The organism is Proteus sp. G2618 (assembly GCF_009915995.1).
GTDB lineage: Bacteria > Pseudomonadota > Gammaproteobacteria > Enterobacterales > Enterobacteriaceae > Proteus > Proteus terrae.
The window spans coordinates 55,746-75,701 of sequence record NZ_JAABNI010000014.1 but is presented as its reverse complement, the minus strand read 5'-3'; the positions used below and the strand labels follow the sequence as shown (position 1 = coordinate 75,701).

The 19,956-nt window shown below is 38.7% G+C and carries 24 protein-coding genes; 2 read left to right on the top strand and 22 right to left on the bottom strand.

The features are described from left to right. Nucleotides 1-11: 11 nt before the first annotated feature. The 21 genes from umoD to yceD all read right to left on the bottom strand — a co-directional run bounded on the left by umoD (nucleotide 12) and on the right by yceD (nucleotide 17,664). Nucleotides 12-512 carry a flagellar biogenesis regulator UmoD gene (umoD, locus tag GWJ01_RS05705; protein ID WP_098943352.1) on the bottom strand — a complete coding sequence of 167 codons (501 nt, stop codon included), beginning with the start codon at nucleotides 510-512 and terminating at the stop codon, nucleotides 12-14. An 856-nt stretch (nucleotides 513-1,368) separates the two neighbouring features. Beyond that, on the bottom strand, nucleotides 1,369-2,676 hold the full coding sequence (locus GWJ01_RS05700) for an NAD(P)/FAD-dependent oxidoreductase (protein WP_161710835.1): 1,308 nt from the start codon (nucleotides 2,674-2,676) through the stop codon (nucleotides 1,369-1,371). Nucleotides 2,677-3,132: 456 nt separating this feature from the next. Beyond that, the gene (gene ycfP / locus GWJ01_RS05695) at nucleotides 3,133-3,672 is read right to left on the bottom strand and encodes an alpha/beta hydrolase YcfP (RefSeq protein ID WP_109395338.1); all 540 of its coding nucleotides are present in this window, start codon (nucleotides 3,670-3,672) and stop codon (nucleotides 3,133-3,135) included. Next, complete coding sequence (nagZ, locus tag GWJ01_RS05690; protein WP_109402765.1) at nucleotides 3,669-4,688, bottom strand: beta-N-acetylhexosaminidase; 1,020 nt, start codon at nucleotides 4,686-4,688, stop codon at nucleotides 3,669-3,671. The genes ycfP and nagZ overlap by 4 nt, the downstream gene beginning before the upstream one ends. 38 nt (nucleotides 4,689-4,726) lie before the next feature. Then, on the bottom strand, nucleotides 4,727-5,626 hold the full coding sequence (locus GWJ01_RS05685) for a phosphotransferase (RefSeq protein WP_109395336.1): 900 nt from the start codon (nucleotides 5,624-5,626) through the stop codon (nucleotides 4,727-4,729). After that, nucleotides 5,604-6,185, bottom strand: coding sequence for a penicillin-binding protein activator LpoB (locus GWJ01_RS05680; RefSeq protein WP_109395335.1), 582 nt, complete (start codon nucleotides 6,183-6,185; stop codon nucleotides 5,604-5,606). The genes GWJ01_RS05685 and GWJ01_RS05680 overlap by 23 nt, the downstream gene beginning before the upstream one ends. Before the next feature lie 17 nt (nucleotides 6,186-6,202). Then, nucleotides 6,203-6,604: a YcfL family protein gene (locus GWJ01_RS05675; protein WP_109395334.1), complete on the bottom strand. Its 402-nt coding sequence runs from the start codon at nucleotides 6,602-6,604 to the stop codon at nucleotides 6,203-6,205. Between the two features lie 39 nt (nucleotides 6,605-6,643). Next, a complete protein-coding gene (hinT, locus tag GWJ01_RS05670) occupies nucleotides 6,644-6,994 on the bottom strand; it encodes a purine nucleoside phosphoramidase (RefSeq protein WP_098943364.1) in 351 nt (116 codons plus the stop codon). 42 nt (nucleotides 6,995-7,036) lie between these two features. Continuing rightward, on the bottom strand, nucleotides 7,037-7,822 hold the full coding sequence (locus GWJ01_RS05665) for a metal-dependent hydrolase (RefSeq protein ID WP_109395333.1): 786 nt from the start codon (nucleotides 7,820-7,822) through the stop codon (nucleotides 7,037-7,039). 75 nt (nucleotides 7,823-7,897) lie between these two features. Continuing rightward, nucleotides 7,898-8,881, bottom strand: coding sequence for a DNA polymerase III subunit delta' (gene holB, locus GWJ01_RS05660; protein ID WP_161710834.1), 984 nt, complete (start codon nucleotides 8,879-8,881; stop codon nucleotides 7,898-7,900). Continuing rightward, nucleotides 8,878-9,525, bottom strand: a complete 648-nt coding sequence (gene tmk / locus GWJ01_RS05655; RefSeq protein ID WP_109395331.1) for a dTMP kinase — start codon at nucleotides 9,523-9,525, stop codon at nucleotides 8,878-8,880. Before tmk ends, holB begins: the two co-directional genes overlap by 4 nt. A gap of 2 nt (nucleotides 9,526-9,527) precedes the next feature. Then, the gene (gene mltG, locus GWJ01_RS05650; protein WP_109395330.1) at nucleotides 9,528-10,550 is read right to left on the bottom strand and encodes an endolytic transglycosylase MltG; all 1,023 of its coding nucleotides are present in this window, start codon (nucleotides 10,548-10,550) and stop codon (nucleotides 9,528-9,530) included. Between the two features lie 17 nt (nucleotides 10,551-10,567). After that, nucleotides 10,568-11,395, bottom strand: a complete 828-nt coding sequence (gene pabC, locus GWJ01_RS05645) for an aminodeoxychorismate lyase (protein WP_109395329.1) — start codon at nucleotides 11,393-11,395, stop codon at nucleotides 10,568-10,570. Nucleotides 11,396-11,529: 134 nt separating this feature from the next. Next, nucleotides 11,530-12,771: a beta-ketoacyl-ACP synthase II gene (gene fabF, locus GWJ01_RS05640; protein ID WP_088493189.1), complete on the bottom strand. Its 1,242-nt coding sequence runs from the start codon at nucleotides 12,769-12,771 to the stop codon at nucleotides 11,530-11,532. Nucleotides 12,772-12,845: 74 nt separating this feature from the next. Further along, complete coding sequence (gene acpP / locus GWJ01_RS05635; protein WP_004247087.1) at nucleotides 12,846-13,082, bottom strand: acyl carrier protein; 237 nt, start codon at nucleotides 13,080-13,082, stop codon at nucleotides 12,846-12,848. Between the two features lie 157 nt (nucleotides 13,083-13,239). Continuing rightward, a complete protein-coding gene (gene fabG, locus GWJ01_RS05630) occupies nucleotides 13,240-13,974 on the bottom strand; it encodes a 3-oxoacyl-ACP reductase FabG (protein WP_088493190.1) in 735 nt (244 codons plus the stop codon). An 8-nt stretch (nucleotides 13,975-13,982) separates the two neighbouring features. Next, nucleotides 13,983-14,915: an ACP S-malonyltransferase gene (fabD, locus tag GWJ01_RS05625; protein WP_109402762.1), complete on the bottom strand. Its 933-nt coding sequence runs from the start codon at nucleotides 14,913-14,915 to the stop codon at nucleotides 13,983-13,985. A 19-nt stretch (nucleotides 14,916-14,934) separates the two neighbouring features. Continuing rightward, on the bottom strand, nucleotides 14,935-15,888 hold the full coding sequence (locus GWJ01_RS05620) for a beta-ketoacyl-ACP synthase III (RefSeq protein ID WP_098943375.1): 954 nt from the start codon (nucleotides 15,886-15,888) through the stop codon (nucleotides 14,935-14,937). A gap of 4 nt (nucleotides 15,889-15,892) precedes the next feature. Continuing rightward, entirely contained in the window at nucleotides 15,893-16,930 is a 1,038-nt protein-coding gene (gene plsX, locus GWJ01_RS05615; RefSeq protein ID WP_109395326.1) for a phosphate acyltransferase PlsX, read from the bottom strand. Between the two features lie 24 nt (nucleotides 16,931-16,954). After that, complete coding sequence (gene rpmF / locus GWJ01_RS05610; RefSeq protein WP_006537252.1) at nucleotides 16,955-17,125, bottom strand: 50S ribosomal protein L32; 171 nt, start codon at nucleotides 17,123-17,125, stop codon at nucleotides 16,955-16,957. Between the two features lie 5 nt (nucleotides 17,126-17,130). After that, entirely contained in the window at nucleotides 17,131-17,664 is a 534-nt protein-coding gene (yceD, locus tag GWJ01_RS05605; protein WP_036937758.1) for a 23S rRNA accumulation protein YceD, read from the bottom strand. A gap of 141 nt (nucleotides 17,665-17,805) precedes the next feature. Here yceD and GWJ01_RS05600 point away from each other — a divergent pair, with 141 nt between their 5' ends. Together GWJ01_RS05600 and GWJ01_RS05595 are read left to right on the top strand one after the other, a co-directional pair. Next, nucleotides 17,806-18,405: a Maf family protein gene (locus GWJ01_RS05600; protein WP_161710833.1), complete on the top strand. Its 600-nt coding sequence runs from the start codon at nucleotides 17,806-17,808 to the stop codon at nucleotides 18,403-18,405. 45 nt (nucleotides 18,406-18,450) lie between these two features. After that, entirely contained in the window at nucleotides 18,451-18,852 is a 402-nt protein-coding gene (locus tag GWJ01_RS05595) for a hypothetical protein (protein ID WP_109395324.1), read from the top strand. A 104-nt stretch (nucleotides 18,853-18,956) separates the two neighbouring features. Here the strand turns inward: GWJ01_RS05595 and rluC are convergent, their stop codons facing one another. Then, nucleotides 18,957-19,910, bottom strand: a complete 954-nt coding sequence (gene rluC / locus GWJ01_RS05590; protein WP_098943379.1) for a 23S rRNA pseudouridine(955/2504/2580) synthase RluC — start codon at nucleotides 19,908-19,910, stop codon at nucleotides 18,957-18,959. Nucleotides 19,911-19,956: the final 46 nt, after the last annotated feature.

The window sequence follows — 19,956 nt, the reverse complement described above, 5'->3', positions numbered from 1 at the left end:
TATCATTAGGTTTATTCTTTGCGACAAGGTACTTTTTCATTCATAGAGCAATAAGGTTCTTGTTCTAAAATCAGCCTACCATCAGAATCTAACGCGATAACTTCACCTGGTTTAAATGTAGTCCGTACTTTGCCTGGTGTTCCATCGATAGTATAAAGCACATCATAACCCACAACTCTGCGCTCTTGACGATAAATTGGAATGCACTCTTTAAATTGGGGATAAGGGAAATTAGCAATATTGCTATTATTAAGTGCTTCAATCATATAAAACACTCGACACTCTTGCTCTGCAGGATGAAATCGTGACAATTTTTCTGGTGTAAAAGGTGTAGGTAAGCCAATTCGATGACAATACTCTTCTGTCACAAAAACGGTCGATTTAATAGGTGTCGCCGAAACGACATGAGCGTATTGAGGCTGGGGAAATACCCACCTCCATGCAATAAATGAAAGAATAGCTAATACAATGATTAGTCCTATTAGTGTGTACTTTCTGACATTAACACCCACTTTTACCCCTTTTCATTTGTTTTATCCTTAATTGCCGCAGATACGTAATAAAAGCCACTGTTTCACTCTAACTGGCTAATATATTTAGTATTCAATAAATGAATTCTCTAATCTGATAGCTTAATTCAACATCCATGCTGATTAACATAATAAGTAAACTACGTATTTATGACATGTTAAATACACCACTTATTTCTGTTTTAATTACTTAATTAAATAAATACTGACTACATTCTTAAGACTTACACATTATATTAAGATAGATCTTAATTTATTAAGCTGAAAAAAATAGAAGTCATTATACTATTTTATAATATAGCATTATGATAACACCAAGTTAACAAGTGTTGCCTAAAAATAGGCGATATTTCATATTTAACTCATATTATAAAATTTACTTTTAAGATTTGTAAAATTATTTTATTCACTTAAATACAAGTAAAAATAACAAGTTAAGCTTATCTCTAATAATTTTCACTTATTATCTTTCTAATACAAATTTACGAAATACCATAACATTTTATTTGATGAATTAATGAATTAAACATCATTTTTTATTTAAGAAAATTCTTAAATAACTTAGCGTAATAAATAAAAACAAATGCTATCTTTAATATTACAAGTTTAACCTTAATAATAAAATTATATTTATCATTGTTCTATTGAGCTTTAGAGTTATTGGTTATTTTCGATATAAACAGATAAATCATCTAGTGCTTTATGCTAAGATTATTTACCTTGTTTAGATATTCTCATTTAATTATTTAATTTAAAAGAAAAAATAGATAAAAAACCCTCATATAATATGAGGGTTTAAAAAGGTAACTTTTGTCTTATTTACAAAGCAAAAGATAAATTAATGAAGTTTCAGCTTAGGTCTAATTACTCGGTTGATTGATCCTACTAACATCATAAGCCCTGTTTTGATGTAACCATGCAAAGCAATCTGATGCATTCGATATAAAGAGATATAAACAATCCGCGCAATGCGCCCTTCGATCATCATGTCACCCTTCATCAAATTCCCCATCAAACTACCTACAGTACTGAACTTAGAAAGTGAAACGAGCGAACCATGATCGGTAAACACATAATCTTTTAGCGGTTTATCTTTTAACATTGCTAAAATATTGCTGTAACAACGACTTGCCATTTGATGAGCGGATTGTGCTCTTGGAGGAACAAATCCCCCTTCTTTTCGTGGACAAGATGCACAGTCACCAATCGCAAAGATAGACTCATCTAAGGTTGTTTGTAAGGTGGGTTTAACAACTAACTGATTAATACGATTGGTTTCTAGACCTGCAATCTCTTTCATAAAATCAGGCGCTTTAATACCTGCTGCCCACACCATTAAGTCAGCATCTATATGCTCACCATCTTTGGTGTTTAATCCACCGTTATCTGCGCTTGTGACCATAGTTTTGGTCATCACTCGCACGCCTAATTTTGTTAATTCTTGATGTGCAGCACTAGAAATACGCACTGGTAATGCAGGTAAAATACGTTCGCCTGCTTCAACCAACGTAATATTTAATGCTGAAGGCGCTAATTTTTTTAATCCATAGCTATTTAGTTGGCGTACTGCATTATGCAATTCAGCCGAAAGCTCAACACCCGTAGCACCACCACCCACAATCGCAATATTTACCTTACGGTTTTCTTCTTGTGCATTAGCATCTGCTGAATATTTTAAGAACAAATTCAACATTTCGTTATGGAAACGATGTGCTTGTTGCGGACTATCCAAGAAAATGCAGTTTTCTTTAATACCTGGGGTAGCAAAATCGTTTGATTTACTGCCTAATGCCATCACTAAAATATCGTAGTCTAACGTGCGTTCAGGTACGAGTAGCTCTTGCTCTTCGTTATAAATAGCAGCCAGTGTGATGTTTTTCTGTTCGCGATCAAGCCCCGTTAATGAACCTAATTGGAAATTGAAATGATGGTTATAACCGTGTGCTAGATAGCTTAAAGCATCAACGCCATCATCTAAAGAGCCCGTTGCTACTTCATGTAGCAGGGGTTTCCATAGATGGCTGTTATTGCGATCCACTAAGGTAATTTCTGCTTTTTTGCTGCGTCCTAATTTATTGCCTAATTTGGTCGCCAGTTCTAAACCACCCGCACCACCACCGACAATAACAATTTTTTTTAATGACATTTAACGTCACTCCATAAAGATATTTACTGTTGTTATTTAAATAGCCTTAGTGAAATCTACTTAAATAACGGCAGTTAAATCGTTTCGGCTGTTATTTTTGTTCTTAAGCAAGTTAATTGGGAAGATGGTCATACCAAAGTTGATTTATATCAAAAATATTTGAATATTCATACCTATTTTTTGAAGAATATAGTCGTTTTTTGCCTTTGAGTGATGAATAAATCACCATTAAAAATACAAAGGTATTTATTTTTATCAACAAATACAATGAATTAACATAATAACAACAAAGGAGACTGTTAAAGTCAGTCGTGATAATTGAAATGATAAAAATAAAGGATCAAAACAAATGTTGAAAAGAGATAGGTAGAAAGGAAAGTATGAGCATTTTTAGCTACATTAGACAAAAAAATGGATGGAACAAACGCCATCCATTTTAAACACATTACTTTAGTCTTAGCTTTTGCTATTAAACGCTTTAATTTTAAATAGATGCTCAGAGAGGCTCTTAAATTTATGCGTTTGTACTTCATCCCAAATTACAGAGTAATAAGGCGATAATTCATCAGCAGAACGCTGATTATCTAAAACCTCATCATTACGGGATAAAATTACTAAAGCGTTATCTTTGTTTTTAGAACGAAAATCTTTAATACATTTCGTTGCAATATCTAAATATTCTTCCGGTCTGTCGATTTTGTCTGTCATGTTTTCGTAAGGAAAAAGATTAGGGTTAATCATTACCTGACGAATATTACATAAGAAACCAATACGCTCTGCCCAATATCCACCTAATCCTACACCGCAAATTAATACGGGCTCTTTCGTGGATTTAATCACTTTATCCGTTTCTTTCAGTAAGTGTTGCATGTCATGACGAGGATGCAACGTACTGTAGCTTAAAAAACGCACATCAGGATCAATAAACTGTAGCTGTAAAACTTTCTCATGATTTCCAGGACTTGTGGAATCAAAACCATGTAAATATATAATCATGCTCGCTCCTGCCATTGCTCCTGTAATTGGGTCAGCAACTGATTCGCTTTTCTCCAACGATCAGAGTTTTGTAGCTCACTCAATGTGTAACGACCTCGGTGATGGTACAATGTGGAAATGCGTTCTGCTTTGACAGAGGACAGGTTATCTAACACACTCACCGCCCCTTTTCGGTTATTACACACTAACAGCATATCACAACCAGCATCTAATGAACGTTGTGCCCTTTCTGCGTAACTTCCCATAATAGCAGCACCTTCCATCGATAAATCATCAGAGAAGATAACGCCTTGGAAGCCTAATTGTTCACGTAAAATGGATTTCAGCCAGTACGATGAGCCACTTGCAGGACGCTCATCAACCTGAGAGTAAATAACGTGAGCAGGCATAATGGCATCTAATAACTGGCGTTGAATAAAATCTTTAAAAATAGACATATCACGTTGGCGAATATCATTTAAAGAGCGATCATCGCGAGGCGTTTCTTTATGAGAATCTGCTCTGACCGCACCATGGCCAGGGAAATGTTTACCTGTTGATTTCATGCCAGCAGAGCGCATACCTTTAATAAAACTCTCTGCCATTGTCATGGCAACTTCCGGTGAATCATGGAAAGAACGCTCACCAATGGCAATACAGTTATGACCTAAGTCGAGTACAGGCGCAAAACTGATATCAATATCCATAGCTATCATTTCTGATGCCATTAACCATCCAGCTTCTTGTGCTAAATGGCTCGCTTGATAACTTTCATTTAATGCCGCATAAGATTGAGCTGCCGGTATGCGTGTAAAACCATCACGAAAACGCTGTACTCGTCCTCCTTCTTGGTCTACTGCAATCACAAGGCGCTCATGAGATGCATCACGAATTTGGCGAACTAATTCATTTAATTGTTCAGCATCGTGGAAGTTGCGGGTAAAAAGGATTAATCCCCCGACAAGAGGATGCTTTAAAATTTCACGCTCTTCACTATCGAGTTCATATCCTTCAACATCAAGCATTACTGGACCCATAACATTCCTCTCTTTGTAATTGTGACAAGATAACGTCTTTAACTCGTCAGACTAAAATAGCGACGTAAAGGTTCAGACATTATTAAAAATGATCTATCTTTTGTTTGTTGCCAACGAACTTCATACCACATTAGCATCATATAAAAAATAAATGGCTCTCTTGAAAGAATACGCTCTCTCAACTCCTTTACAGAAGAAACATCCGTCTCTTTGAGTTGAGCATAATGGCAATGATACGAACAATAATAATCTAAAAACATATTTTGCTGCGATTCATTGAGTTGATTTGTTGCAAAGAACGTCATCAACGAATCCGCTGTATCAATATCGGCGGCATATTCCCAATCAATAAATTTTATACCTGAATCACTAAGAAGAATATTCTCAACATGCAAATCCATGTGAGCAGGCGCGTATTTTATGAGATTGCATCGCGGTTGGCGTAAAAAATGTTGTTGTAAGTGTAGCCATTTAGCAGACAAGCGTTTCCTATCAATACTCTGCCAATAAACTAATAGCTCATGATTTAAGTTAAGAGGGAAACCTAGCGGCGTGTGTTGATGAAGTATAGCTATTTTTTCAGCCAGCGGTTTTAAATAAGTACTAAAAAGCGATTGATGGGTTAAATGTTCGCCCTGTAACCAATAAAGAAAAAACCATTCTTTATAACGGGTGGCAACTTTAGGTGATATGTCAGATCCTGAAAGCTGTTTTAAAATGGCGTATTCTTTTCTTCCATGTACATAAAGCGCTTTTTTTTCATCACCATAATAACGAGCAACCCAATCTATATCTGCACATTGCACGCGAAAAGCGCCACCACCTGATCCTTCTAATGTCGTAATTTTCCATTTACTTAATGCCGTTGCAGGAAAAAGCGCTTGCAAGGCATTAAGCAAACTTGAGTAATGCGGATCACTCAACCTGATGGCGTCCATTCCAAAGAATTTCACCAGAAGAAACTGACATTAACTGCATACTGATCACACGGTTATCTTTTTTACCATCAACGGTTGAGAATAAAATATAATCAGCCTTCAAATAACGGGCTAAACCAATCGCTGCACTACGAAGACCTAAACTATCTTCACCTGATAAACCAAGTGCTTTTCGTGCTGACATCATTTGTGTATAAGGCACAGTTTGCAATGCACTAATAGTATTAACTGATTCAATAATAGTATTGGTTGCATTTACCGCTTGAATATTCCCGCCTGAATTATTTTTAACATTATCAACAACGATAAGCTTACCCACTTCTAAATCACCAGTAACCGCCATTTCTCTAATTAAAGGCGTGACAGCTGCATTCCAATTAATACTCGTGATTTTAGGTGGCGTTGGCACAACTTCAATCGGTGGCTCTATGGGTTTAGGTGGCTCTACTGGCTCAGTAGGCGTAACTGGTTCAACAGGTACTGGCGGTTGTTGTGGCAACATGGATGGACAACCTGCTAATAAAAACACAGACATCGCCACAAATAGAACTCTTTTCATGCTCGCGTTACCTTATCCTAAGTAAAGAGATAAACTCTGACATAACTAATGGTCTTATCTGGTATATCACCACTAATTTCGGTATCACCATCGCCAAGAATAGTCACATCATTTACATTCCCAGCAGGGGAAACTTCAAGCCCTTGTTCGTTATACCAATAAAAACGATAGCGAATAGAGACAGGGTAAGATTGTGTATTTGATAACATGACTGTCGCTTTTGTGCCATTAGCATGGTGTTCAATGGTTGGCTGACCAGCAACAACACCTACAACTAATACCGAAGGCTCCATAATAATAGCCTGCTGACGATTGAAATAGAGTTTATTACCTGAATGAGATGATAAACATCCTGAGAGCAATGTCGTCATAAATACAGCGATAAGTAATGAACAAATGGCCTTACCTTGTCTTATCATGTATTACTTCCTGTTATCCTGCTGTTAGCATTATATCCATTATTGGCTTAATAGTGGCCCTAATGGTTTTCCGCCAAGCAAATGCATATGAATATGGAAAACTTCTTGTCCACCATGTTTGTTACAGTTCATCACCAAACGATAACCGTCTTCCGCAATACCTTCTTGTTGTGCAATTTTTGCAGCAACAACAAAAAGGTGTCCTAATACTTGTTCATCTTCCACAGTAACATCATTTACAGTAGGAATAAGTTTATTGGGGATAATTAAAATATGAGTGGGTGCTTGAGGTGAAATATCACGAAATGCGGTCACTGTATCATCTTGAAAAACGATATTAGCTGGGATTTCACCACGAATAATTTTACTGAAAATTGTTTCTTCTGCCATTTTCATCACCTTATTATTTATTTTAATTCCTGATCAATTCTATTAAGCAGGTAAGTTTTGAATATGAAAGAGCTTAGCAAAGTTACGCGTTGTTTGTTGCGCTAACTCTTCAACACTCACCCCTTTTAAGACTGCCATATACTCTGCAACATCACGGACATAAGCCGGTTGATTTTCTTTTCCGCGATGAGGAACTGGTGCCAAATAAGGAGAGTCTGTTTCGACTAAAATTCTATCAAGAGGAACGATACGAGCGGCCTCTCTAATTTGTTCTGCATTTCTAAATGTCACAATGCCGGAAAAGGAGATATACATTCCAAGATCAAGTAATGCTGTTGCGGTCTCTTTATCTTCTGTAAAGCAATGCAGAACACCGCCACAATCTTGAACTTTTTCTTCTTTTAAAATGGATAACGTATCTTCACGAGCACTGCGTGTATGCACAATAACGGGTTTATTAACTTGGCGCCCAATACGAATATGCTCACGGAAAATGTCACGTTGTAGTGCCGCATTTTCTTGTTGGTAATAGTAATCTAGCCCTGTTTCACCTAAAGCCACAACATCAGGTGCGGCTGCTAAACGAGCTAATTCTTCAACATCATGACCTTCGTCTAAATTTAAAGGGTGGATCCCACAAGAAAAGGCAATATTGTCACGTTTACCGATTAGCTCACGCATACTCTTAAAACCCGGTAATGTAGTTGCTACTGCTAACATATATTGAACATCACGCTGCTGTGCTTTTTCGACAACATCATCAATATTTTCATGTAATTTTTCATAATCTAAGCAGTCGAGATGGCAGTGTGAATCAACTAAAAACATAACTTACTCTCATTTATCTGGTACAACGTATAGGTGTTTTTTATTACAGCTAAATCATAATTAATATATAGCTAATTAATTTTTTGTGGCTAGCTGATTTTCCCAATCTAGCAGTTGTTCTACTAGTAATAATTCTCTATTTAATGCAGGAATGGTCATTAACTGATAACGACACTGTTTCCATCCATCAATAGTGGATAATAAAATATCCGAAGGCCATTGTGATAACGCCATAATCAATGCTTGCTGATCTTGGTTCACACAATAGGTTTGTGCATTGGTTTGATATTTTAATGCATCAAGCAGCAGTGATAACAACCAATACAGGCGATGCTCAGCATTATCTTGATTTAATTGTGGCAGAAATGCATATAAATTACGTTGTTGTATGCTGGTGTATAACGCTTGGCAAAAAGTCTCTCTTTCTTTCCACTCATCTTTCAATAATGAAAGCGCCAAAATTGGAGCGTTCTGCGATAAATTCAATGCTGTCACACTATTCGCATAAGGTATATTTGGTAATTGTTGCTGTAACCAGTGCGTTGCGTGTTGAAGATCCGGCGTTGCTAAATGGTAATAAAAACAACGGCTACGCAATGTCGCTAATAAAACCTCTGGTTGCTGACAATTCAGTAAAAAATAGGTGTTTTTAGGCGGTTCTTCTAACGTTTTGAGTAATGCATTTGCAGCCGCTTCTGTTAACGCTTCAACGTCTTTTATCCAAACTACTCTAGAACCACTTTGCTGAGCATGATGCTCCAGCTTTTCAGTGACTTTTCTTACAACTTCAATACCTATCGAAGACTTACCTTTTTCACTTTGTAAAACATGCCAATCAGGGTGTGTTTCAGCAAGCATCAATCGACAGCTATGGCATTCATTACAACTTTTTAATCCCTGTTTATTCTGGCACATTAACCAACGACTTAATCCATAAGAGAGTGCTTCTCCTCCCATGCCTTCTATCGCATGTAAAAGCAAAGCATGATGACCACGCCCTTCTTGATACATGCTAATAAGTTGCCGATATGCCTGATTTAGCCAAGGATACCAATTCATAGTAATTTATTTTCCTGCTGAACTAGCCACGCTGTTAATGTTTGACGAATATCTGCTTGTACTTTTTCAATTGCTTGAGAGGCATCTATCGTAATAATAGAATCATCATCTTTAGCCAATGCTTGATAACGTTCGCGAGTACGATAAAAGAAATCCATTGACTCTTGTTCAATCCGATCTAACTCGCCTCGAGCACGCGCTCTGGCAAGGCCAATAGCAGGATCTAAATCAAGATATAAGGTTAAGTCAGGGCGAAAATCACCAAGGACAGTATTACGAAGTGACAACATAAGATCTTTATCTAAGCCGCGCCCGCCGCCTTGATAAGCTTGTGAAGAGAGATCATGTCTATCACCAATAACCCATTTACCATCCGCAAGTGCAGGTTTTATCACGTTTTCTATAAGTTGAACACGCGCTGCGTATAGCATCAATAATTCTGCTTTATCCGTAACTTTTTCACCCTCAATACCTTGTTTGATAAGTTCACGTAATTTTTCGGCAAGCGGTGTGCCACCCGGTTCACGAGTAAATGCTAGGTTAGTAATACCTTTATCTTTTAGGGTATCAACAACCGTTTGGATCGCACTGGTTTTTCCAGCGCCTTCAAGTCCTTCAATTACAATAAATTTACTGTTGTTCATAATTATCTTTGTTGTAAGCGTCGATATTGTGCGACGGCTTTATTATGTTCATTGAGTGTGGTTGAAAATTTATGACCACCCGTTCCATCTGCAACAAAATAGAGATAACGAGTATCCGCTGGATGTGCAGCAGCTCTAATTGAAGCGACACCCGGCATTGCTATTGGTGTTGGTGGTAAACCATCAATTTGATACGTGTTATAAGGTGTATAACCATTTAAATCACTACGATAAATCGTGCCTCTATATTTATCACCTAAACCATAGATGACCGTTGGGTCGGTCTGTAATCGCATATTAGTTTTTAATCGATTAATAAAAACAGACGCGACTTTTGTTCTTTCGGCATCAATGCCCGTCTCTTTTTCAATAATTGATGCCATGATAAGCATTTCATAAGCCGATTTATACGGTAAATCACTATCGCGTTTAATCCACTCTTCTTCTAATGTTTTTTCCATTTGCTGGTAGGCGCGTTTTAAAATTGCGACATCTGTCGTACCCGCGGTGTAATGGTATGTATCAGGTGCAAACCAACCTTCTAAATTAGAAATCTCTGGTTTTATTCCTATTTCTTCACGTAACTTATCACTATCCATTGTGTGTGCCACAGCTGCAAGTTGAGGCGCTTGCTCAAAAATAGATTGCCAATCCTTTAAGCGACTTCCTTCAATAAAACGGATTGAGAACTGGGCTTCTTTACCGCTTTTGATAAGCAGTAAGACATCATGCAATGTCATTCCTTTTGTTAAACGATAAGTACCTGCTTTAAATTGGCTTAATTCAGGTTTCACTTTTAATAAAACCTGAAAAAAATCCCCTTCGCTAAGCAGATTGTTTTTTATTAATAGTTGCTCCATAGCAACACGCCCTGTTCCTGCTGGTACAGTCAGTAGCATTTCATCTTGTTTCACAACAATATTTTCTTCTAAACCCCGAATATGTTGCATCATATACAATGCAACTGCGCCAAGGCTAAACAATAAGGCAAAAAAAACTATCCATACTATTTTTTTTATCTTCATTTATAACTCATTAAATTCTATTTAAGTGACAAAGTGTGTTGTAAAACAACATGATAATAATCCCTACTAGGGTATTTATAGCACTTATCATCTGAAAAAGTGATTTGTGAAACGGGGATCACTGGCATCAACGCATTTGTTAACCATATTTCATCAGCCTGATAAAGCGTTTCAGGTTTTTCTCTCACAATATCAATTTTCCAATGATTTTTTTGAGCTAATTGAAAAATAGATTGGCGCATAATGCCATTTACCCCTGAATTAGTCAGATTTGGTGTAAAAAACCTATTTCCTTTGCGCCAAAAAAGATTCGCTGCATTAGCTTCAACTAAATATCCTTCATTATCACACACTAAAACATCATCAAATTCTGTTTTTTCTAAATGATATTTGATAAGGACTTGTTCTAAACGATTGAGATGTTTGATCCCAGCCAGCAAAGGGTTTTGCCCTAAGGTAACAGGGCTAATACCAAGCGATACACCTTCGTTTTGCTGGTGGAGATAATGAGTAGGATAAGAGGACAATGAGATTATTACTGTCGGTGTTATAAATCCATTAGAGGAATATCCTCGCCCACCAAAACCACGACTAATAATAATTTTTATAACACTTTTTGTTTGAGCCAGAGAAGCCACATAGATGATCTGCTTTTCAAGTTCAGACCAATTAGGATGAGGTAAAAAGAGAGCGTTACAGCCTTGTTTTAAGCGGTTTATGTGTGCAGATAATAAAACGGGATCCCCCTGTTCAACAGCCAGTGTTGTAAAACAGCCATCACCAAACTGTACTGCTCGATCACTGGCATCTACATTTTGTTGCTGTTGTCCATTTACCCAATACATCTAACACACCTTACATCTATGTTATTGATATCAATCTGCACATGATAAAGCAACTGGCAGTAAAAGGACAAAATAAAAGACCCAGAATAATCCTGGGCCTTTAGGTATTTTTTCAACTTTCTACAAAAAACGGCTTATACGCGTTTAAAGAGAATTGAACCGTTAGTACCACCAAAGCCGAATGAGTTACACAGAGCATATTCCATGTTCTCAACTTTACGTGCTTTATGTGGAACAAAATCAAGATGACAATTTTCGTCTTGATTATCTAGGTTAATTGTTGGAGGTACGATTTGATCACGCAGTGAAAGGATTGTAAAGATAGACTCAATTGCACCCGCAGCACCTAATAAGTGACCTGTCATAGATTTTGTTGAGCTAACTAATACATCAGTGCCTTTACCAAATACGTTTTCTACCGCCTGAGCTTCAGCAACGTCGCCTGCATTTGTTGATGTGCCGTGTGCGTTGATATAACCCACATCTGATGAGGCAATACCTGCATCTTTCAGTGCATTTGTCATCGCCAGCGCACCGCCTTCGCCATTTTCTGCTGGTGAAGTCATGTGATAAGCATCGCTACTCATACCAAAACCAACTACTTCAGCATAAATTTTAGCGCCACGGTTTTTAGCATGTTCGTATTCTTCAAGAACAAGAACGCCTGCACCATCACCTAATACAAAACCATCACGCTCTTTATCCCATGGACGGCTAGCCGCTTGAGGATTATCGTTACGTGTTGATAATGCACGAACAGCACCAAAACCACCCAGACCTAATGGTGTGGTTGCTTTTTCAGCACCGCCTGCCAGCATTGCATCTGCATCACCATAAGCGATAATACGTGCAGCATGTCCAATATTATGAACACCTGAAGTACACGCTGTTGCGATAGAGATTGTAGGGCCACGAAGACCATACATAATGCTTAAATGCCCTGCAACCATGTTAATGATGGTTGAAGGTACAAAGAATGGGCTAATTTTACGAGGACCACCATTCATCATAGATGTATGGTTTTCTTCGATAAGGCCTAAGCCACCAATACCAGAACCAATAGCAGCTCCGATACGACTTGCATTGGCTTCTGTTACTTCAAGACCTGAATCCGCAATGGCCTGCACACCAGCTGCAATACCATATTGAATGAAAAGATCCATCTTACGCGCGTCTTTACGCGAAAGATTATAATCTTCGTGATTGAAATCTTTTACCAATCCAGCGAATTTAGTCGCATGATGACTGGTGTCAAAATCTTCGATAAGGCCGATACCACTCTGTCCGGCACACACAGCTTCCCAAGAAGCTTCTGCGTTATTACCGACAGGAGATAACATGCCTAGTCCGGTCACAACTACACGACGCTTAGACACGCTTATCCTCCAAGGAGGGAAAAAGTTTAGGATTAAAAATATAGGCGGTCGAGTGACCGCCTAGATTAGCAAGCTTATTTGCCTGCGTTTTCAACGTAATCAATAGCAGCTTGAACTGTAGTAATTTTTTCTGCTTCTTCGTCTGGGATTTCGATATCGAATTCTTCTTCCAGAGCCATTACCAGCTCAACTGTGTCAAGAGAATCAGCGCCTAAGTCATCAACAAATGAAGCTGAATTTACAACTTCTTCCTCTTTAACACCCAGTTGTTCAACAATGATTTTCTTAACGCGTTCGTCGATAGTGCTCATACTATTAAATTTCCTATCAAAACTCGCTTGCGCGATGATTTTCTTAGTTTATAAATACAGGAAAAGATCTAACCAATCCCGACTGTGTGGACTACTTTATTCGCTATATTTTGCATTATATTGTACGCAAAAAGCAAATATAAAGACGTCCCCATAATTAGATCATGTACATGCCACCATTGACATGCAATGTTTCACCCGTGATATAGCTTGCTTCATCAGAAGCTAAGAAAGCTACAGCACTGGCAATCTCTTTGGCATCACCTAAACGGTTAGCAGGGACTTGAGATAAAATACCTGCTCTTTGGTCATCTGTTAATGCTCTAGTCATATCAGTTTCGATAAAGCCTGGAGCAACAACATTCACCGTAATGCCACGGGAAGCAACTTCGCGTGCTAATGATTTACTAAAACCAATCACACCCGCTTTTGCTGCCGCGTAGTTTGCCTGTCCAGCGTTACCCATGGTTCCAACAACAGAACCAATGGTAATTATACGACCATGACGTTTTTTCATCATAGCACGCATAACTGCTTTAGACAGACGGAAGACTGATGAAAGATTAGTGTCAATGATATCTTGCCACTCATCATCTTTCATGCGCATCAACAGGTTATCACGAGTAATACCTGCATTATTGACCAAAATATCAATTTCGCCAAATTCAGCACGCACATCTGCTAAAAATTTTTCGATAGAGTCGTTTTCTGTGACATTTAACACAAAACCCTTACCCTTACCGTCTAGATATTCGCTGATAGCTTGCGCACCGTTTTCACTCGTTGCTGTACCAATTACTGTCGCACCGCGTGCAACTAAATCTTCTGCAATCGCACGGCCAATACCACGGCTTGCACCAGTAACTAGCGCTATTTTTCCGTCAAATCCCATGAGATCCCTCAGTCATTTCCTAATGCAACATCTAATGACGCAATATCATTAACTGCTGCAGCGTTCATTTCTTTAGAAATGCGTTTTGTTAAGCCAGTTAATACTTTTCCTGGCCCGATTTCTAATAGTTGTGTGATACCTTTTTCGGCAATAAGTTCAACCGTTTCAGTCCAGCGAACAGGATTATAAAGCTGGCGAACTAACGCATCACGAATTGCATTCGCATCAGTTTGCGCTACCACATCAACGTTATTAACAACCTGAATTTCAGGTTGTTTAAATTCAATTTCTTGTAATGCAACCGCAAGCTTATCAGCTGCCGGTTTCATTAAAGCACAGTGAGAAGGCACGCTTACCGCTAATGGTAAAGCACGTTTAGCACCTGCTTCTTTACATAACACACCAGCACGTTCTACGGCTTCTTTGTTGCCTGCAATAACAACTTGGCCCGGTGAGTTAAAGTTTACAGGCGAGACAATTTGTCCTTGTGCTGCTTCTTCACAGGCTTTTGCAATAGCGTCATTATCTAAACCGATAATCGCATACATTGCACCGGTACCCGCAGGCACGGCTTCTTGCATCAGTTGACCGCGTAATTCTACTAATTTAATTGCAGCTGCGAAATCAATAACACCCGCACACACTAAAGCAGAATACTCGCCAAGACTGTGACCTGCCATCATTTGTGGCATTTTGCCTTGTTTTTCTTGCCATACACGCCAGATAGCAACAGAAGCTGCTAATAATGCTGGCTGTGTTTTCCAGGTTTTGTTTAGCTCTTCTTCTGGACCGTTTTGAACTAAGTCCCAAAGAGAATAACCCAATACATCAGATGCTTGAGCAAATGTTTCAGTCACGATTGGGTATTGCTCTGCAAGTTCTGCAAGCATTCCAACAGCTTGTGATCCCTGACCGGGGAAAATCATTGCAAAATCAGTCATGTTTATTTTCCTGATAATATTAAAAACGGATAAGTGCAGAACCCCAAGTAAAACCACCACCAAACGCTTCCAGTAAAATTAACTGACCACGTTGAATGCGATTATCTCTTACAGCTTCATCTAATGCTGTTGGGACTGATGCTGCTGACGTATTGCCATGGCGATCTAATGTCACCACTACTTTATCCATTGTCATATCCAGCTTTTTCGCTGTCGCTGAAATAATTCTTAAATTTGCCTGATGAGGCACAAGCCAGTCCAGTTCAGATTTATCAATTTTGTTAGCTTCAAGTGTCTCATCCACAATGTGGGCAAGTTCACGAACTGCGACTTTAAATACTTCGTTTCCTGCCATAGTAACGTAAGCAGGTAAATCGACACTTTCTCTACTCTGATAAGGTAATGCTAATAGATCACCAAAACGTCCATCAGAATGTAAATGGGTAGAGATAATGCCTTCTTCTTCTGATGCACCAACAACCACAGCACCTGCTGCATCACCAAATAGGATAATCGTGCCACGATCTTCTGGATCTAACGCGTGAGATAATCTGTCAGCACCAATAACTAATGCTTTTTTAACAGAACCAGCTTTAATAAATTGATCCGCAATACTTAATGCATAAACAAAACCAGAACATGCAGCCGCAACATCAAAAGCAATACAGTCATTAATCCCTAATGCATTTTGAATTTGGCAAGCCGCGCTTGGAAATGCGTGTGAGCCAGATGTAGTCGCAACAATAATCAATCCAATATCTTGCTTATCAATACCTGACATCTCTAATGCTTTTTCGCCAGCGCCCGCCCCCATCACAGCAACAGTTTCTTCTTCTGCTGCAATTCGACGTTCATGAATACCCGTTCTGGTAACAATCCACTCGTCAGATGTTTCAACCATTTTTTCTAAATCGGCATTAGTTCGCACTTGTACAGGCAAGTAACTACCAGTACCTAAGATTTTTGTATACATTCTATCAGTCGCTCTTGGGTAATACTGTTGTCAGCCGTGAAGCAATTCGCTCTGGAATTTTTCGCTCAACGGCATGAACAGCCTGTTCTATTGCTGCTGTAAACGCGCTTTCATTTGCGCCACCATGGCTTTTAATGACGATACCGCGTAATCCTAACAGAGAAGCACCGTTATACTGGTCGGGGTTCATATGTCCAAAACGCGTAATTAGCCGTTTTTGTAACCACTTCTTCAATATTTTCATCCACCACGACGTTTTTTTATTTTCGGTAGTAGAAGATTTAATCAATGAAAGGAAAACTCTGATAACCCCTTCCATCGTTTTAAGGGAGACATTACCTGCGAAGCCGTCACACACCAAAACATCAGTTTTGCCTGTCAGTAATTCATTACCTTCAACATAACCAATATAATTAATATTCGGTGTCGATTTTAATACCGTAGCAGCTTCGCGGATATTATCTAATCCTTTACTCTCTTCTTCACCAATATTTAAAAGCGCCACTTTCGGTGAATCAATCTCTGCTATTTCTTCGGCCATAACTGCGCCCATTACCGCAAACTGTACCAGCATTTTGCTATCACAATTAACGTTAGCACCTAAATCCAGAACAACCGTCTTACCTTTTTTCTGGTTAGGTAATACCGAAACCAGTGCAGGACGTTCAATTCCATCAATAGCATTAAGTCGAAGTTTTGCTAATCCCATCAATACACCAGTATTCCCTGCACTTACACAAGCCTGTGCTTCCCCTGTTTTCACGAGATCAAGTGCCACTCGCATTGATGTGCCTTTACTTGCTCTAATAGCCTGTGAAGGTTTAGCATCATTGGCGACAATATGTTCTGCGGGTATAACTTGTAAACGGGAGATTAGCTCAGCATTTTGATTTGCAAGCAGAGGAGAGATAGAGTCTGGTTGGCCTACCAGCAATATTTTTAAATGAGGATTAGATGCCAGCGCCCGCAAACAAGCAGGCACTGTGATGCGAGGACCGAAGTCCCCGCCCATCGCATCTAACGCTATGGTTAGATTTGTCAAGGTATCAACGAGCTATAAAGCTAATTACTTGTTGATAACCTTGCGGCCACGGTAGTAACCGTCAGCAGTTACATGGTGACGCAGGTGAGTTTCACCAGAAGTTTTGTCAACAGAAACCTGAGTTACTGTCAGCGCGTCATGAGAGCGACGCATACCACGTTTAGAACGAGTTGGTTTGTTTTGTTGTACGGCCATTGACCTTACTCCTTAGTACTTTTCTTTAAACTGGCTAATACGGCAAATGGATTTGGTTTCTCTGATAATTCTTCAGGGAGTTCACCAAACACCATATCCGCGTCGGACACTTCACAGTGTTCAAAATCATGTACCGGAACTACCGGCAAGTTGAGGATTATTTCATCTTCAATCATCGCCAGCAAATCTATTTCACCAAATTCGTTTACATCGACTGGTTCATATTCTTCCGGTAATGCCTCGGCCCGTTCATCACTGACAACAGGGCTAAAACAATATGTTGCGTGAACATGATACGGAAAATGGCCACCACAACGCTGACATTCTAAAGTTACATCCACATCGGAATGTCCTTTAATCACGGCAAGACGTTGATGGTCAATATCAAATGATAAAGCCACATCAATATTACTGTCCACACTGACCACCGATTCAGCTAAGCGGCTTACTTGCTCTGGAGAATAATGACCGTCATAGTCTAAATTCTTTTGAGCTGCTCGCAGCGCATCAATGGTCAGGGGTAATTTTACCTTTTGCATAAGGCGCGCATATTATCTTTGTAATGGAATATAGTCAAAGAAAAAGGCGGGTTATCTACACCTTTCCACCAAAATTCGCTTTATCAGCGGCGCATAGTTTAGAATGTCAGGCATCATTTTGCTACGGATTTTAAAAAAAATATGTTGCCACTCGTTCTTGCGTCTACTTCACCCTTTCGAGCTCAGTTGCTGAAAAAGCTTGGAATGCCCTTTATACAGGCATCTCCAGAGATTGACGAAACCCCAAAACCCACAGAGTGCGCTCAAGATCTTGTCAGCCGCTTATCCTATGAAAAAGCTAGCGCTTTACAAGCAAAATTGCCACATCACCTTATAATTGGTTCTGATCAAGTTTGTGTGCTGAATAAAAAGATCACGGGGAAACCCCATAATTTTGATAATGCCTTTGCACAATTAAAACAAGCTTCAGGGCAATGTATTTCGTTCTACACCGGATTAACTGTATATAATAGCCTAACGTTAGAACATCAAACACATTGTGAGTTATTTCAAGTTTACTTTCGTCATTTAACTGATGAAGAAATTATCAGTTACTTAAATAAAGAAATGCCTTTCAATTGTGCAGGAAGTTTTAAATCTGAAGGGCTAGGCATTACTCTATTTGATAAACTTGTTGGCGATGATCCAAATTCTTTAATTGGTTTACCACTTATCCGATTGAATAAAATGTTACTCTCGCAAAGAATAAACCCATTATTTTTCTCTGATGATCAAAAATAAATCTGATCATCTTATTTTTAATCTTATGTAGCGATAAAGCGTATTATGAATAAATTAGCATCAGTCTTAACAGCTTTAGTGGTGGTAACAGCATTAGTGGGTTGTTCTGATGAAAAAGATACTGAAATTTCAACAACGAAAACAACTACCACCGCAAATACTATCCAAGACAGCGTGATTTCAGACAAAAAAGAGGACAACACATCCTTATTTAAAAAGAACTTTGTCAGTAGTTGCATATTAGGTTCGGGTATTACTGATGATGCGCTAATTCCTCAAATTGCCGAAGTGTGTGAATGCACTTACGACAATATTATTAAAAATTACGGAATAACAGAATTTATCCGTGTAGATATGGAAATGCGCAAAAACGGCTCAAAATCACTGCCTAAAGAGTGGGATATTGATAAAATTGTTGAGCAATGCATGACAAAAGTCGAAGGTTAATCCTATTTTCTATTCACGTTCTTAGTGAATTAAGAAAAACAATACGCCCAGCTAACTGGGCGTATTGAGTATTCGAATTTTCTGTTGAAACAAAAACTTCAAGCTTAAGATTTTTGACTACGTAATACTTGTAAACAATGACGTAACTGATTATCCATTGGCGCTTCAATTCGCATTTGTTCACCCGTTGAAGGATGAGTAAATGTCAAAGAACTTGCATGTAAGAATAGGCGCTTAAGTTTTGTTCCTACCAATTGTGAATCAAAATCACGATCACCATAGCGATCATCAAATGCAATAGGATGACCTGCATGTAATGTATGCACACGAATTTGGTGTGTTCTTCCTGTCACAGGGCTTGCTTTCACAAGTGTGGCAAATTCAAAACGTTCTTCAACCTTAAAACGAGTCTCTGAAGGTTTTCCTTCATTACTCACTTTAACCACTCGTTCACCACTTTGAAGAATATTTTTCAATAACGGTGCTTGAACAACTTTAGTATGAGATTGCCACTGCCCACGAACTAAGGCTAAATAATCTTTTTGCATCTGTTTTAAGCGTAATTGCTCATGCAACGCACGCAATGCTGAACGTTTCTTTGCAATTAATAAAACACCCGATGTATCTCTATCAAGACGATGTACAAGCTCTAAAAAACGAGCTTCTGGGCGTAATGCGCGTAGGCCTTCAATCACACCAAAACTTAACCCACTTCCCCCATGCACTGCGGTTCCTGAGGGTTTATTGATGAGCATTAAGTGGTCATCTTCATATAAAATACAATCTGCCAATGCCGAAACTTTATCAAGTTTTGGTGATACAGCGATCTCTTCTTTTTCTGATACCCGTACAGGAGGAATACGAATACTGTCGCCTGCATTAATTTTGTATTCAGGTTTAATTCGCCCTTTGTTAACTCGAACTTCTCCTTTTCGGATAATTCGGTAAATCATACTTTTTGGTACACCTTTCAAGCGTGCCAGTAAAAAATTATCGATACGCTGGCCTGCTTCATCGCCATCAATGGTGACGAACTGAACTTGATTAAATGATTTCATAGTGGCGATTCTTTGGCTCTCTTAAAATAAAAATTACAAACAACTT